We start from the raw sequence: 15,178 nt of genomic DNA, 5'->3' as shown, positions 1-15,178 counted from the left end.
GCTAATTCGGCTGGATTTCGAGAAAATAGTCACGGACCAAATTCTGCACGCTGCCCGGAAGCTCCGAGCGGTTAAGCGATTCCGTCGCTTCCGCCGCATAGCTCCCGTATACTTCTTCATACGGCCGCATGCTGCCGGGGCCGACCGGCACAGGGACCCCCTTCTCGACCTGACCGCCCGTCCCGTTCAGAGGACCGGCGTCCAGCGTCGGTGTGCCGCCGCCGGAGGAAGCGCCCGGCGTGGTGACGAGGCTGCGGGAGCCCGTCCCGACGCCGCCGCTCAAGCCGCCCGCGCCGCTGCCGGTCCCACCGGCGCCGGCTCCGCCTCCGGAGCCCTGGCTGCCGGTCCCCGCACCCGGGCCGGTGCCTGGACCGCCGGCTCCATCGCCCGTCCCCGGCCCGGTGCCGCTTCCGGTGCCCGCGCTGCCGGGCCCTGCCAGCCCGCCGGAACCGCTTCCTGCGGGGCTTCCGGCTCCGCTCGCCGCACCTCCTGCGCCTCCGGCATCCGCGGCCGCCATCGCCGCAGCGCTGCCGCTCTGGCCCCAGCCGGGCGGGACGGCGGCACCTTGCTCGGCCAGCTCCCCGGCCATGGCGAGACCCGACTGCGCGAGCCGCGCCCCGGATTCCCGGAGCTCGGCAAGCAGCCGCTCCGCTTCCTCGCGGCCGGCCTGCGCCGCGGCGAGAGCCTCGCCCAGCTCCGCCGCCGAGCTGCCTTCCGGCTCCGAGCCGTCGCGGAGGCTGGAGGCCAGCTCCCGCAGCGCCTCCGCCGCTTTTCGGGCGGCTTCTTCGCCGCCCGGCGTCTGCGCGGCCAGCTCTTCGAGCCGGTTTGCGAGCTCGTCTCGTCCTTCCGGGTCCTGCTGCCGTGCCTGCTCCAGGAGGGAAGCAGCGGCCTTCGCGGCCGCTTCCGCGTCCCCCCGCTCCATCGCTTCGGCGAGCGGGCGGAGCTCCTGTCGCTGGTTCAGCTGCTGGAGGAAGGACTCCGCCTGAGCGGCCTTCTTCTCCTCGGCTTCCGCCAGCCGCTGCATCTCCTTAAGTGTCCGCTCCATACGCTCCAGCGCCGCAAGCGCCGACTCGCTATCCTTCACGCCCGTCTGCAGCTCGTCAAGCGCCTGGGTCATTCCCCTCCCCGTCTCGGTGTCGGACTGCTCCCATTCCCGCTTCAGATCAGCGGCCAGCTCCCGCTGTTCGGACAGCCAATTTTTCTCCCCGGCCGCCCGTACCGTCACGGCGTCCATCGGGTTGGGCAGCAGCAAAAGTAAGGTGAGTGACACAAGGAGGACGCCTCCTGCAGCCAGCTCCCGGCGCGGCAGCCGGAACGGCAGTCGAGCGCTCAGCTTGGCGGTATACGTTTCTGCGTACTGAGCAGCTTCCTCCCGCTGCAGCCGGGCGACGAGCGTATCCGCCGTCTCGTAGGCGAGCGCCGTCGTCATCCGGTCCTCCAGACCGCCTGAGTCCATGCGCCGGGCCGCATCCCGGACAGTCGGCCCCCGCGAGGCGGCGTAACCGGCGAAGCCGGCCGCTCCCATTGCCACAGCGGCCGCGCAGGCGGCCCGGTAGCTCCCCAAAGGGAATACGAAGGCCGCGGCTGCCAGTAGACACGCCGCTGTCATCCCCGTCAGGACGCCCAGCCAGAGATGCCGGAGGACGGCCAGCCGGTACAGCCGGGTGCGGACGGTATGCAAATAGCCTCTTATTGTTTCGTTCGGCATGACGGTCCTCCTTCCCCTCTTGGCTGTACTTACTTTTCCTTTGACAACCTGCTTATTGCTTGCCGTTACCCGCAGGCTTGCGGAGAATCGGCCGCAGGTAACGGATGCTGAGGAGAATGGCCAAGACGGTCACGAGCGTGTAGAACGGCACGAAGATATGCCAGATTTGCAGCGATGACGCCCTGCCGAACACCTCGCGGGAGAAATCCTCGTTCAGCAGGCTGAGCAAGGCTCCCATCGGATTCGTCCCCAGCACATAGCCAGCCAGCATGTTGCCCCTTGGCAGGATCGCGCTCAGGAAGATAGCGAACAGCCCCGTGAAGCCGTAGATGACGACGGTAAAGCCGTAGGTCAGGATGACGGCCACCATCGTTTTTTTGAACATCGTGGAAAAAAATACGCCAACCGCGCCAAGCATGACCATGACGAACAGAAAGAACAGAAACACCGAGATCAGCTCGCTCGGCGAAACGCCTCCGAACAGGAAGACCATGCTGTACAGCGGAAGCGTCGCGATAACGATCAGCACCATAAAGCTGAGAGAGGCCGCCAGCTTGCTCAGGATGATGGAGGCGGAACTCTGCCTTGTCGTCAGCAAGATGTTCAACGTCTGCTTCTCGCGCTCTCCGCTGATGACGCCGGCCGTGAGGCCGGGCGTCATGAAGCAGATGAGCACCATCTGCGAGCCGGTAATGAAGTAGAACAGCATCTGGCTTCTCTCGGGATTGAACGCCTGCATGCCGTAATCGTTCATCGTCACATAGAGAAAGCCGAACGCGAGGAGTGCCATCGCCACCAGATAAGAAAGAATCGCCACGATCGATTTGACGCTGCGCATCCGCAGACGGAATTCCTTCTCCAAAACGGGGTTGATCAGCCGGTCGGTCACATTCATGACAGCTTCGCCCCCTTCGTAATTTCCATAAATACATCCTCCAGGTTCGTCTGCGCCTCCGAATAGGACACGACCCGATACCCATGGCCGATCAGCCGTCCGAGCAGCGCCGCCTGGTCCGCGTCCGTGCCCCCGAAGTGCAGATGAATTCCCTGCTCGTCGAGATAGGACATGGAGACGTACGGCTCCTCCGCCAGCATGGCCAGCGCCTCGTCCTCCCGCTCGAGCAGGCGGATGTGCAGCACCCGGTTGGCCCTCATGCCTTGCTGAATGTCGGAAACCCGGCCTTTGGCGATCAGCCGACCCTGCTCGATGACGCCGATCTCGTCCACCATCTCCGCCAGCTCCGGCAGAATATGCGACGAGATGATGATGGTCTTGCCCATCAGCTTGAGCTCCTTCAGAATCTCTCTCATCTCGATTCTCGCCCTGGGATCCATCCCCGAGGCCGGTTCGTCGAGAATGAGGAGCTCCGGCTCGTGAACGAGACAGCGGGCGAGACAGAGCCGCTGCTTCATGCCCCGGGAGAGCGAATCGACGTAGAACTCCGCCTTATCGGACAGATTGACTAGCTCCAGCAGCTGGGGAATGATCTTCTTCCTCTCTGCGCGGGAGAGTCCGTAGCTCGCCCCGTAAAAGTCCAAGTACTCGGTCGTCTTGAAGTTGTCGTACACGCCGAAAAAGTCCGGCATATAGCCGATCAGCCGGCGAACGTCGCCGGGATGCTCGGTTACCTCGAACCCGCCCACCTTGGCGGAGCCCGACGTGGGGGCGAGCAGCGTGGCCAAAATAGACATCGTCGTCGATTTGCCCGCTCCGTTCGGCCCGACGAAGCCGAACACGGTACCTTTGGCGATGTCCATCGTCAGCGAATCGACGGCGGTAAAGCTGCCGTAGCGCTTGGTTAGGTCCTTGATCTCGATCATCGCTTTACCGCTCCTTCCAAGCCCAGATCCGGGTATGGGAAATTCGCCATCTGCCGAACTTCCGCCTTCACCCGAACGATGCCGCCGGGCATGATGTACACGGAAGGTTCCGGCAGCGTTTCTTCCGGCCCGCTCAGCGGCTCCCAGCTCTGCTTGTTCTCGTTCCAGATGGCGAAGTCCGCGCTGACCGACGGGTAGATCCCCCGCAGCGTCAATTTCTCATAGACGGCCTCTGGCAGCTCCGGCAGCCGGTAATCCAGCAGCACGGTGCCCTTGTCGGCCTCGATGTCCTTCCACCCGATCAACCGGACGTGTCCGCCCTGCTGGGCGGTGACGGAAGGCTGAAGTGTGCCCGGCAGGATGCTGATCCGATCGCCGTACACCATGGATATGGCGACAGGCTGGGCATACATTTCCACCAGCTCGGAGCCGACCGCCTTACCCTCGATATCGAGCACCGGTCCCTTCCCTCTGTCCGTGAATCCGATGACGAAGGATTCTCCGGCGGGACGGCCCGCATATTCCTTTTGCACATAGGCGTTCAGCAAGCCCCGTTTGGCCATCACTTCGGCGCCGTTCTGCCCGTAGCTGGGGAAGAGAGTGTAGGCAAGATCGGATGGGTAACTGAGCGAGCCTCCGTTCAGCGGAGCCCCGATCGCTGCCTTGCCTCCGGCCTTCAGCGTGCCCACCGGCCTGGCCTGGCCGTTCAGGTAAAGCGCGACATCCTCCAGGTCCTTGCCGGTGTTGTTGACGATCTCGCCCTCCAGCACACCGTTTACGCTCTTCAGCGTATAGCCGATCGAACCGGTTTCGCGGGGCTTCTGTTCCTCCATCCAGACCTTACGGACGGACCAGTAGGAGACGCCCTGGAACCGCAAGGCCGTCCGGTCGGGCGCCTGATCGACGATCAGATCGGTTTTACCGGTCAGCTGGGGCGACATCCCGTTATCCTGCAGCAGAGGAGACACGTAGCTGCCGCCAGGCACGTTCATCGCGTAATTGCCCCCTTTGGGGACGAAGATGCCGGTTGCGCTGGTGGTCGTGCCGCGGCCCTGTCCGTCCAGCTCGACAATGGCGAGCGTCTGGGACATGACGGACCCCCGGCCCGACGCCCCAATGCCGTAAATGCCGAGACTGCAGACGATCGCGATGAGCGGGATGACGCCCCACGCCCATTCCCGCTTGTCCAGTCGTTTCAGAATGCTGTAGAGCAGCGGCCCGATCACTACCGCATAAAGCACGAGCACGAGCATGAGAATGCCAAAGGATGGCGGAGCGAGCGAAGGAAAGCTTTCAAGCGCCATGGACAAATCCCCGTAGCCCGGCCCTCCCGGAACCGATTGCCCACCCGCTCCTGCCGCCAGATGCAGCGCACTCTCCCACACGGTAAGGTGGCCATTCCAGGAAGCAATTGGCTGGAGAGACAAATCGTAAGCGGCGAACCAGACCTGGCCCTTCCCGTACGGCTTGGAGGCGATCAGCGGCAGGCCGCCCTCGCTGTGGCTCGCCACCGCCCCTTGCCTGAGGGCGGACTTCGTCACCGTGAGCGGCGCCCCCAGCGGAAGCGGCTTGCCTGACGCGGCCTCCAAGCTGCTCACCGAAGGTACGACGGCCGTTCCTTCTGCGGTTACGGGAGACAGCTTGTCGAAGGGAGCTGCCGTCTTGGCATAGCCTGCTCCTCCGGCCAGGATAAGCTTGCCGCCCCGGCCGACCCAGCCTTCGATCGCCTGGACTTGCTCGGGCTTCAGCTGGTCCGACGCGTAGTCGTTCAGGATCAACAGATCGAGCCCGTCCAGCTGCATCGCGTCGGCCGGCAGCGTTTTATCCGTGAACGGCACGACGGCCGTCTGCAGTCCTTTCTGATTCAGCAGGGTCAGGGTATTCATCGTATCCGGGTCTCTGGCGAGCACCCCGGCCAGCAATCCCTCCTGCGGCAGCCGTTCGACTTGAAGCTGCGGCGCTCCTCCTTCGAACGGGACGTTTTTGCCGTCCGTTGCCCCTCCCTTGTAAAAGATCACCCGAGCCGAGCCGGGATTCGCCTCCAGAGGAGGCAGCGTCATGGTGACCACCTTGGTGCCGCCTTTCGGCAGGTCCACCTTCGCCACGTATGCGACATCCTTTTCGTTATAGGAAGAGGCAAGCTGCAGGGCCAGCTCCCCCTCCAGGTCGTCGCCCGGGTTGGTCAGGGTAATTTGCACGGGATACCAGGCGCCTTCTTTGGTTTTACCGCCCAAGCCGGCTTGGAGCTGAGCTTTTAGCGGCTCCTCTTTGGCTAGTACGCCGGCCGGAAACCCCACGGTTCCCAGCAGCAGTGCGAGACAGGCGAACAACCCGCCCGTGCGGCGAAGAATGGATAGGAATGCGTTTGCCACGGAACTGCCCCTTTCGCTTAAATGGGAGCAAGCAAGCTCCCGGTCTATCGTGTATAACGATTCACCCGTCAAAAAAGTTCCAGAAAGCCAAAAAAGCCCTCTTTCGTATCGTACCATACGAAGAGGGCGCCGGGCGGACCCGGTTTGGAATTAGCTGCCTTATGCCCGGCGGCCGGGCGACGCGAGCTTCTTGACCAGACCGGCCACAATGACGAAGGCAGCGGCCAGAATGGGAAGGAGCGTATGAAGTGTACCGTGGCCGAGGTAGACGCCAATCTTGTCGTCCTTGATCAGCATCTCCCCGGCGGTATAGCCGAGTATTCCCGCTCCGAGATAGACGAGGATCGGGAACTTCTGAAGGAGGTTCATGACGAGCGTGCTTCCCCAGATGATGATCGGAATGCTGAGCCCGATCCCAAGAATAATGACGCCGATGTGTCCGTTCGCCTTGGCGGCTATGGCCAGTACGTTGTCGAGGCTCATGACGAAGTCGGCCAGGATGATCGTGCCGACCGCCTTGCCGAGCGTGGACGCCTCCCGGACGTTCGACTCGCCTTCGTCGTCAATCAGCAGCTTGACGGCAATCCACAAGAGCAGCAGCGCGCCGATCGCCTGGATGTACGGCAGGTCCAGCACGGCCACCGCCACGATCGTAAGCACAAGCCTAAGCGCGATCGCACCGAAGGCTCCCCACCAAATGGCCTTCTTGCGCTGTTCGACGGGCAGGTTTTTGCTTGCGAGCGCAATAACAACCGCGTTGTCCCCGCTGAGAACGATATTAATAAGCATGATTTCGAGAAAGAGAATGAAATTGTCCAGCAGCATGATTAAGCCTCCTGTGAGTCCGGGTAAAAAATGGAAGCGGCCGGCTGGGCGCCCGTAGTGCGTCCTGCCTCCGTCCATTTAAAAAAGAAGAGGTGATGCTTCATGTCGGTCAAACTGTCCGAAGAACAGGTGGCGGTTTATCTTAGCAAATTAATGGACTGGCGGTACGAAAGACAGTCTCTCGTCCGGACTTACGGCTGCCGGAGCTTTCGGGAGGCGGCGCAGGCCGCCGCCGCAATCGCGGAGCTGGCCGAGCTCGCGGATCATCATCCCGACCTGTCGATTCAAGAGCGTCGGCTCACCGTTTCGCTGACGACCCGTGATTGCAGCGGCGTGACGGGCAAGGATTTTTGTCTTGCCCAGCAGATCGACGCCCTCCTGCTGCCCACGCACTAACCAAGACCAAATACGTATCAGTTCGCGCCCGGTTTCAATCTGGTTTAAAAAAACCGGTCCAGCGTGTCCCGCTGCTTCCAGTACACCTCGATGGTCTCGGTTTTTGCAACGGCCTCCTCAATCGCTTCGTCAAGCCAGGGCATCGCCTGTTCGGCCCGCTCCACCACCGCCATATTGGGGTTGGTGGTCGGCGATTTGGGGACGAAGATCGTGCAGCAGTCTTCGTAGGGCAGGATCGAGGTTTCGTACGTGCCTATTTTCTCCGCCCACCGGATAATCTCCTGCTTGTCCAGCGTAATGAGCGGACGAAGGATCGGCAGCGTCGCCACTTGCCCGATGGCGTGAAGGCTCGGCAGCGTCTGGCTGGCCACCTGTCCGAGGTTCTCTCCGGTGACGATGCCGAGAGCCTTGCGGCGGTGCGCCAGCTTTTCTGTGATGCGCATCATGATTCGGCGCATGACGGTAATCCGGATGTTCTCACGAACGGCCTCCAGCATCCGAGTCTGAATGTCTGTGAAGCCGACAAGATGAAGCTTGAGCGGGCCGCCGTACTGCGTCAGCGTTTTCGTCAGCTCGATGACCTTGTCCTTGGCGCGGTCGCTCGTGTAGGGATAGCTGTGAAAATGCACGGCTTCAATCTCCAGCCCCCGCCGCATCGCCATCCAGCCGGCGACGGGAGAATCAATGCCGCCGGACAGCATGAGCATCGCCCGGCCGTTGCTTCCGATCGGATAGCCTCCGTTGCCCGCTGCAACTTCCGTATAGAGGTAGACTTCCTCCTGCCGCATATCCACGCGGAGCTCCGCTTCCGGATGGCGGACGTCGACCGTCAGGCCGCTCATCCGCTCGAGAATATAACCGCCCACCTCGTAGCTGATCTGCTGCGAGTCGAGAGGGAACCGCTTGTTCGCCCTGCGGGACGACACCTTGAAGGTAGCGGGAGCAGGCTCCACCCTTTTCATAACCATAAGTCCCGTCTCCTGAATCGCCTCGAGATCGAGCGGAGCTTTCCAGGCGGGACTGTAGCTGACGATACCGAATACTTTGTCCAGCTGACGGGCGGCTTCCTCGTACCGTTCTCCGTTGAGCTCGAGGTAGAGACGACCGAATTCCTGTTTCCATCCGATCCGGGGCATAGCGCCCAGCAAATCGGCTATTTGCGCGTGTACCGTGCGGACGAATCGTCCCCGGTTGCGCCCTTTTAGCATAACTTCGCCCAGCCGGACGATGATGACTTCTGGCTGCATTATGACGCTGATCCTCCTTCCGGCTGCAACACGGACCGGCCGGCCCCGGCCGGCCGCATCGGTGACAGTTTGGCGAGGACGGCTGCCAGCTCGTCCGCGAAGCGCGCAAGCTCCCCGGCGGTCCGGGAAGCTGTATAACTGACGCGCAGGCCACTGGCCGCGCGTTCCTTGTCCATTCCCATGGCGAGCAGAACCCGGCTCGGCGACGACTCACCAGAGGCGCACGCCGATCTTGTCGATATGAATATGCCGGCTTGCTCCAAAGCATGCACGATCACTTCCGATTTCATTCCGGGACAGGTGAAGTGTACGAGATGGGGAGCCATCTCCTCGGGACGCCCGGAGCCGCTCACCTGCACGTCCGGCATTTCCGAGAGCCGCGAGACCAGTCCGGCCCGAAGCTGCTCGAGCTTCCGCCGATTGTCCGGCTGCGCGTCCATAGCCATGCGAATCGCCTTGGCCATCCCGACGATGAGTGGGACGTTCTCCGTCCCCGAACGGTAACCATGCTCCTGACCGCCTCCGCTGAAGAGCGGCGTCAGCCGGACGCCCTCTCTTACATAGAGCAGTCCGGCTCCCTTAGGCCCCTCCAGCTTGTGGGCGGATCCGCTCAGCAGATCGATCCCCCACTCGGAAAGACGGACGGGCAGCTTGCCTATGCTCTGTATGGCATCGACATGAAACAAAACCTTGGGTCTTGCGCCGAGCAGCCTGCCCACCTCTTCAATCGGCTGGATGCGGCCGACTTCGTTGTTGACATGCATGAGACTGACGAGAATCGTCTCGTCGGTCAGCGCCTTCTCTACATCCTCTACACGAACCGCGCCGGTCTCGTCGACGGGCAGGTACGTGACATGGAACCCTTCGTCCTCCAGCTGGCGAAAGGCTTCGTAGACCGAAGCGTGCTCGACAGCGCTCGTAATCAGATGGCGCCCCCGCGCCCGGTTGGCGTTCACGGCTCCTTTGATCGCCAGGTTATTGCTTTCCGTGCCGCCCGAGGTGAACACGATCTCGCCGGGGCGGACGCCCAGCGCATCCGCAAGCACGCGTCTGGCCTTGGTCACCAGCTGCTCGGCTTCCAGGCCAAGTCTGTGAATGGAGGACGGGTTGCCGTAAAAGGTTCCCATCACCTCGTGAATGACGGCCGCGACGTCCGGATGGACGGGGGTCGTGGCACAGCTGTCCAGATATAGCATGGCGGCCTCCTCTCGAGGCCGGAGTCCGGCCGCCTTGGCGGCTGTTCGCTCCGGCCCTCCTCTCTTTTCTCTAAATCTTGGTTCTGCCAATGGCAGTATGGCGGAATCGAGCGAGAAAACGAAAGAAAAGATCGGCTGCGATCTTTTCTTTCTTCCCTTACGTATAGGATTGTTTGGCGTTCATTACCTTGCCAATATAGGCTTGTGTCTCCTTGGGAAGCGTGGAGAGCTTCTCCTTCAGGCTCGCATCATCCGAGATGCCGAGCCGGTCGACGCGGCCGGGTCCCGCGTTATATGCGGCTAGCGCTACGCCTTCGTTGCCCTTGTACTTGGCTAGCAGCCCCGCCAAAAACTTGGTGCCCGCCTCGATGTTCTGCTGAGGATCGAACGAATCCGTCACGCCGAAGCCGCGGGCCGTTCCGTCCATGAGCTGCATAAGGCCCTTGGCCCCGGCAGAGGACTGCGCATACGGATTGAAGGACGATTCGGTCGCGATGACCCCTTTGATCAAGGCGGGATCCACGCCGTGCCTGCTGCCCGCCTCCTCGATCAGCTTCTCGTACGAGGACGGCTTGCTAAGAGCCGGGTGTGCCGCCCATGCCGCCGTTTTGGCCAGAAGCGGCGCGGGCACGTAAGCAGACTCCGGTACCGGCGCCTGCACGAGCGGGCGCCCTTCCTCGGCCGCAGTCTGTGCACGCACGGTACCGGCGCCTCCCTGCATCTGATCAAGCAGCATGGAGAACAGAGCGGCCGGCGAATCGGACACCTCCGCGGAGGGATCAACCAGCAGTCCTCTCTGTCCGTACATCTGCAGCTGCAGCATTTGCTTCATCAGGCGGGGATCTATGGAAACAGCCATTGCTCAATTCACTCCATCCAAACATACTCTCTTCATTGTACATCGTTTGGACGGGTTCTTCTACCACTTTTTTGTAGAATGAAGTCGAAAACGGAATGGAACAAGGCAGGCCGCGTGGCCTGCCTTGCCGTCATTATCGGAAGTACGGACTCAAAAACAAGGCGGTTCCCAGGCTGATTAGACCGAGAACGACGGACCATACCCCCATCGTGCGGTTGCCCTGCAGGTAGGCAAGGAAGCCGAGCACCGTCGCCGTCGGTCCGAGGATAGTCGGGAAGACGAACAGCGAGAGGATGGCCGTAATCAATCCGACCCAGCCAAGCGTGCGTCCCTGCGGCCGATCGGTCTCTTGCTCCCGGGTCTCCGTCCTCTCCGTCCGATCCGCCGCTCGATGGACCTGCTCTGCCGTCAGACGGTTTTGTCTCTCGACAGCGGCAGGTATCGGAACCGGAGCCGCCAGCTCTCCGGCATATTCCTCTGTGTAGGAGCCGGTATCTTCCTCTGGAAAAGCTCCGTTCCTTTTCCCGGCGGCCGCCGATTCGTTCATTTGCGAGAGCCCGGAATCGGCCCCCTCGGATTCCCGAATCGCTTCGGGAAGAAGTCCGGCAATAGGCTGCTCCTGTTCCGTCGGCTTTTTCGGCTGATTGCCGTAATACGAGGAAGCCGTCAGCGAGGTCGACGTACCGTTCGGGCTGACTATGGTATTGCGGCTTTCTGCGGAATCGTTGGCCTGGTTCGGTGCCTTATAGGCAGCCTCTTCGGCTCTTGGGACAGCCGGAGCAGCCGAAGAGGTCGACATGCCGTTCGGGCTGACTGTGGAATTGCGGCTTGCTGTGGAATGGTTGGCATAAATAAGTTCCTGGTTCGGTGCCTTATAGGCGGCCTCTTCGGCTCTTGGGACAGCCGGAGCAGCCGAAGAAGTCGACGTGCCGTTCGGGCTGACTGTGGAATTGCGGCTTGCTGTGGAATGGTTGGCATAATTAAGTTGCTGGTTCGGTGCCTTATGGTCGGCCTCTTCGGCTCTTGGGACAGCCGGAGCAGCCGAGTTCTGCGTCGTTCGGTAATCGGTCCGATTCGTCTGGTCGGTCATGGCTCTCGCCCCCTTCAGGCTAACGGTTCTTGGGTTCGAACGTGTGGCAGCAGGTTTCCCTCGTTTGCTTCGCCTGATCTTGGTGGTCGCTGTCGAACGATTCGCCGGCGAACTCCTCGTTGAACCTCGCATTGGCGTGCTTGTCGATCTCGATCATGATCAGATCGGCTTTGCAGTTGTTGTCCTGCGACCAAAATTTGCAGTTGGCGACGCTGCACTTGACTTCTGGCATGGTCATCACCTCCCATATCCAGTTTGCCCTCGGCCGCAGGGCGTATTCCTTCCAGCAGAGGGATTGGCAGGGCTGGTTTGGCGGCACCCCTATACACGAAAAAAAGGACGCCTGGCGGCATCCTTTTTGAAAATGATCAGGTTGGGGTGAGGCTTGTTAGACGTTCTCGCCCTGCATCCGGCGCTGGGTGATGTAGTCCGTCTCGTAATAGGCGAGGTCGTCGCGCAGCTCCTCAAAAATATGGGAGAGCGAAATGGTCAAGTCACGGATCGCCCGAACCGGTTTCTTGCGGAAGCGGATCGCGTCCTGTCCGGTGTAGGCATAGCGGCCGTCCTCCGAGTAGCATTCGTTCTTCGGATAGAAGAAGCTGTTCACACAATTATGATAGACGTCATAGAGGGCTTTCTCGGCGAAATCCACATTAAAGGTCTGTCTTCTGAGGCTGACCCCGATCTTCTCGTACGCCACCTCGGTGAACACGAGCAGATGCCGCATGTCAGACAGATAGGCAGCGGTAAATTCCTCGACGGCCGGATCCGAATCCGTAATCAGGTCGGACAAGGAATGATAGTTCAAGAACGATTCCAATTGGGATATGGCGTCCTTTAGTTTGAATTTCGTCGATTCGCAAAGATTCTTGACGTTATGCATAGCCACAACAAGGTCCCCCTCCGGCGTTATGAAACTGTCCAATTTTGGCATAAGTTTGGTCCTCTTTATCGTACCACATATTGCCCGGGAAGGTAATACAAATCCTGCATAAAGCTCCTCCCGTTATCGAAGCCTAAACGGAAAACCGCCATGCTAACAGACAGGCAAATTCGGAGGTGTCCCATGAGTCGTCGCATGCAAATGGTTCTCTATGGTCTTCTCGCTGTCTTCCTCGTGCTCCCCCTCGGTTACGTCCTGTTCCGGTCGCCTTCGTCCCAGGCTCCGACGAGACCGACCGAGCTGTCCGCCAAGCAGCGGCTCGTCGCTCAGGACGTGAAACGGACGGACGAGCTGTGCCGCATCCAGTGCGCCGCCGATTTTCGCTCGACGGCCTCGGCATTGTCCACACGCGGAACGGCCGGTGGGCAGGCCGAGCAGGAGTTGGCCCGCCTGCAGCAGCTATACCCTCACATGGACCGGCTAATCTGGACCAAGCGGGGCGAGCAGCTCGGCGCAGGCGTCCGAGTGGGATCGCTGCCTCCCGCCGCCGAGCAGGCCGCCGCGCCTCTGCTGGCGAAGGCGAAGGCGGAGGCCGAACGCGGCAAGGAGTACCAGTCGGCCAGCTTCGGCCAAGGGAGCGAGCGTTATTTCGTCCTGGGCGTTCCGGCTGCGAACGGAGCCGCTGCGCTTGTCGGGGTCATCCACCAAGACATCCTGCATCAGGTCACTGGCCACCAAGAGGTGAACCTCCGGACCGTTCCGTATCCTGTGGGCAAGAATTGGAAGGTCGAGTCGGTCGACGCCAACACGCGGACCCAAAAGCCGGTCACTCACCCGGAGGATAACGGGACGACTAGCCATTACCACCGCAACGAGGTCGTCGTCAAGTTCAAGCAGCCGCCTACCGAAGAGCAGCTGAAAAGCATACAGCGGGACATTCGCTCGGAAGCCCCCCGCAAGCTTGGCTACACGTATGTGTTCACGTCGGCCACGATGGAGGCCGAGGCGCTTAAGTCGTATTTTATGAAATGGAACATCGAGTACGCGGAGCCCCATTTCCTCTATCTGACGAATGAACGGTCGGCGGCCCCCGCCCCCGACCAAGTGCCCGCCGGAAACGCCGGCAATGGGCCGGTACCCGTCAACGATGCGCTGTACGAGAAGTACCAATGGAATCTGCCGATCATCGAGACGGATCTTGGCTGGGAGGTCGGCACCGGCAGTACCGATGTTCCGGTCGGCATCGTCGATACCGGCGTGGACCTCGACCATCCCGATCTGCAGGGCCGTCTTCTCTCCGGAGTCAATCTCGTCGACAAGTCGGCTCCGCCACGCGACGACGTCGGCCACGGAACGCATGTCGCCGGGGTCATCGCCGCACTGACCAACAACGGGCAGGGTGTGGCAGGCATGACATGGAGCAATCCTATTCTGCCGGTCAAGGTTCTGGATTCGAGCGGCGCCGGGAGCACGTACGCGGTAGCACAGGGCATTATCTGGGCGACCGATCACGGAGCGAAGGTCATCAATCTCAGCCTCGGCAATTATGCGGACGCCGAATTCCTCCACGATGCGGTCCGGTATGCTTACGACCATGATGTCGTGCTGGTGGCGGCCAGCGGCAACGACAACACGGAACAGCCGGGGTATCCAGCCGCTTATCCCGAGGTATTCGCCGTTGCGGCGACCGACGCGGACAAGCAGAAGGCGTCGTTCTCCAACTACGGCGATTATATTGATGTCGCCGCTCCGGGCGTGAGCATTGCCAGTACCTATCCGGGCAACCGGTACGCGGCGCTGTCGGGAACCTCCATGGCCTCGCCTCACGTGGCCGCATTGGCTGCGCTGGTCCGCTCCGTCAATCCGCTGCTCAAGAATACGGAAGTGATGGAGATCATGCGCTCGTCCGCCCAGGATATCGGCACGCCCGGCCGGGACGCCTCGTTCGGCTACGGCCAAATCGACGTCGCACGCGCACTCCAGCAGGCGCGGGAGAGCCGGCAAGCGGTCGCTAACTGGCCGGAATGGCTGCAGCGCGATCTCGCCCGCATTGAGGCAAGCTATCGTTAGACGCCGCGCGGCTGGTAAGCCTCAAGCCGCGGCTAGACGCTAAGCCGGCCACTCCCACCGTCCTTTAGCCAAGAGTTCGGCTGGATAGGCTTGCTGAAAAGCCTCCTCCGAACACTCCCTCGCCGCCCGTATCATGCGGCTAGACGCAACAAAACCCGCCAGGGCATGCCCTGGCGGGTTTTGTTCGGTGCATCAAAAAGTTTTCCGTAAGCCGGGTTCTGTACTTCCAGTGGTCAGAACGGGCTGTTCGCCCTCCCACCGTTGAAGCGACAATCATCTATCTAGGCCGTCCATTGCTGAACGGCTCCAGCGACCAACCCAGACGCGCCTCGGGCTAAGGCTGCGGATCCAAGATCCGCGTGCGTCCCATTAGGTCTTGCTCCAGATGGGGTTTACCAGGGGCTATGTCACCATAGTCCCTCGTGGTCTCTTACACCACGGTTCCACCCTTGCCTGTGCCGCTAGGCGGCCATCGGCGGTCCATTTCTGTGGCACTATCCTTCAACTCGCGCTGACTGGACGTTATCCAGCATCCTGCCCTATGGAGCCCGGACTTTCCTCTCGCGGTGCAAGCACCGCCAGCGATTGTCTGTCAAACTTCCTGATGCAAGACTATAGTATACCTCGTCTTTACCCGACGTGCAACTGGAATCCGATGGAACCGGGAAGCGGCGTTGAGTCTTTGCTCCCGCCTCCCCGAACCTGAAGCGG

At 61.3% G+C, this 15,178-nt stretch carries 13 protein-coding genes and 1 other RNA gene; 2 read left to right on the top strand and 12 right to left on the bottom strand.

What is annotated here, in order from left to right; translation table 11 throughout:
- Position 1 precedes the first annotated feature (1 nt).
- The 5 genes from KJS47_RS14140 to KJS47_RS14120 all read right to left on the bottom strand — a co-directional run bounded on the left by KJS47_RS14140 (position 2) and on the right by KJS47_RS14120 (position 6,723).
- Complete coding sequence (locus tag KJS47_RS14140) at positions 2-1,708, bottom strand: coiled-coil domain-containing protein (RefSeq protein ID WP_213525668.1); 1,707 nt, start codon at positions 1,706-1,708, stop codon at positions 2-4.
- Between the two features lie 52 nt (positions 1,709-1,760).
- Positions 1,761-2,603 (bottom strand): ABC transporter permease, encoded by an 843-nt coding sequence (locus tag KJS47_RS14135; protein WP_213525667.1) that lies wholly within the window; start codon positions 2,601-2,603, stop codon positions 1,761-1,763.
- On the bottom strand, positions 2,600-3,529 hold the full coding sequence (locus KJS47_RS14130; RefSeq protein ID WP_213525666.1) for an ABC transporter ATP-binding protein: 930 nt from the start codon (positions 3,527-3,529) through the stop codon (positions 2,600-2,602). The genes KJS47_RS14135 and KJS47_RS14130 overlap by 4 nt, the downstream gene beginning before the upstream one ends.
- Positions 3,526-5,901 carry a DUF7408 domain-containing protein gene (locus KJS47_RS14125; protein ID WP_213525665.1) on the bottom strand — a complete coding sequence of 792 codons (2,376 nt, stop codon included), beginning with the start codon at positions 5,899-5,901 and terminating at the stop codon, positions 3,526-3,528. Before KJS47_RS14125 ends, KJS47_RS14130 begins: the two co-directional genes overlap by 4 nt.
- A gap of 159 nt (positions 5,902-6,060) precedes the next feature.
- Complete coding sequence (locus KJS47_RS14120) at positions 6,061-6,723, bottom strand: TerC family protein (RefSeq protein ID WP_213525883.1); 663 nt, start codon at positions 6,721-6,723, stop codon at positions 6,061-6,063.
- Positions 6,724-6,828: 105 nt separating this feature from the next.
- Between KJS47_RS14120 and KJS47_RS14115 the strand changes: the two genes are divergently transcribed.
- On the top strand, positions 6,829-7,122 hold the full coding sequence (locus KJS47_RS14115; RefSeq protein ID WP_213525664.1) for a 4a-hydroxytetrahydrobiopterin dehydratase: 294 nt from the start codon (positions 6,829-6,831) through the stop codon (positions 7,120-7,122).
- A 44-nt stretch (positions 7,123-7,166) separates the two neighbouring features.
- Here the strand turns inward: KJS47_RS14115 and thiI are convergent, their stop codons facing one another.
- The 6 genes from thiI to KJS47_RS14085 all read right to left on the bottom strand — a co-directional run bounded on the left by thiI (position 7,167) and on the right by KJS47_RS14085 (position 12,403).
- Positions 7,167-8,369 carry a tRNA uracil 4-sulfurtransferase ThiI gene (gene thiI / locus KJS47_RS14110; RefSeq protein ID WP_213525663.1) on the bottom strand — a complete coding sequence of 401 codons (1,203 nt, stop codon included), beginning with the start codon at positions 8,367-8,369 and terminating at the stop codon, positions 7,167-7,169.
- Positions 8,369-9,565 carry a cysteine desulfurase family protein gene (locus tag KJS47_RS14105; protein ID WP_213525662.1) on the bottom strand — a complete coding sequence of 399 codons (1,197 nt, stop codon included), beginning with the start codon at positions 9,563-9,565 and terminating at the stop codon, positions 8,369-8,371. Before KJS47_RS14105 ends, thiI begins: the two co-directional genes overlap by 1 nt.
- Before the next feature lie 157 nt (positions 9,566-9,722).
- Positions 9,723-10,424, bottom strand: coding sequence for a lytic transglycosylase domain-containing protein (locus KJS47_RS14100; RefSeq protein WP_213525661.1), 702 nt, complete (start codon positions 10,422-10,424; stop codon positions 9,723-9,725).
- A gap of 133 nt (positions 10,425-10,557) precedes the next feature.
- On the bottom strand, positions 10,558-11,514 hold the full coding sequence (locus KJS47_RS24105) for a hypothetical protein (protein ID WP_249716378.1): 957 nt from the start codon (positions 11,512-11,514) through the stop codon (positions 10,558-10,560).
- A 19-nt stretch (positions 11,515-11,533) separates the two neighbouring features.
- Entirely contained in the window at positions 11,534-11,746 is a 213-nt protein-coding gene (locus KJS47_RS14090) for a DUF1540 domain-containing protein (protein WP_213525660.1), read from the bottom strand.
- 156 nt (positions 11,747-11,902) lie between these two features.
- A complete protein-coding gene (locus KJS47_RS14085; RefSeq protein ID WP_213525659.1) occupies positions 11,903-12,403 on the bottom strand; it encodes a YpuI family protein in 501 nt (166 codons plus the stop codon).
- A gap of 177 nt (positions 12,404-12,580) precedes the next feature.
- On the opposite strand from KJS47_RS14085, the gene KJS47_RS14080 reads away from it, so the two are divergent.
- A complete protein-coding gene (locus KJS47_RS14080) occupies positions 12,581-14,467 on the top strand; it encodes a S8 family peptidase (protein ID WP_249716377.1) in 1,887 nt (628 codons plus the stop codon).
- Between the two features lie 192 nt (positions 14,468-14,659).
- Here KJS47_RS14080 and rnpB read toward each other — a convergent pair.
- An RNA gene (gene rnpB, locus KJS47_RS14075) (RNase P RNA component class A) lies at positions 14,660-15,068 on the bottom strand.
- Positions 15,069-15,178: the final 110 nt, after the last annotated feature.

The organism is Paenibacillus sp. J31TS4, assembly GCF_018403265.1.
Lineage (GTDB): Bacteria > Bacillota > Bacilli > Paenibacillales > NBRC-103111 > J31TS4.
Note: the sequence above shows the minus strand (reverse complement) of the source record. Positions and strands in the feature narration are given on the sequence as shown.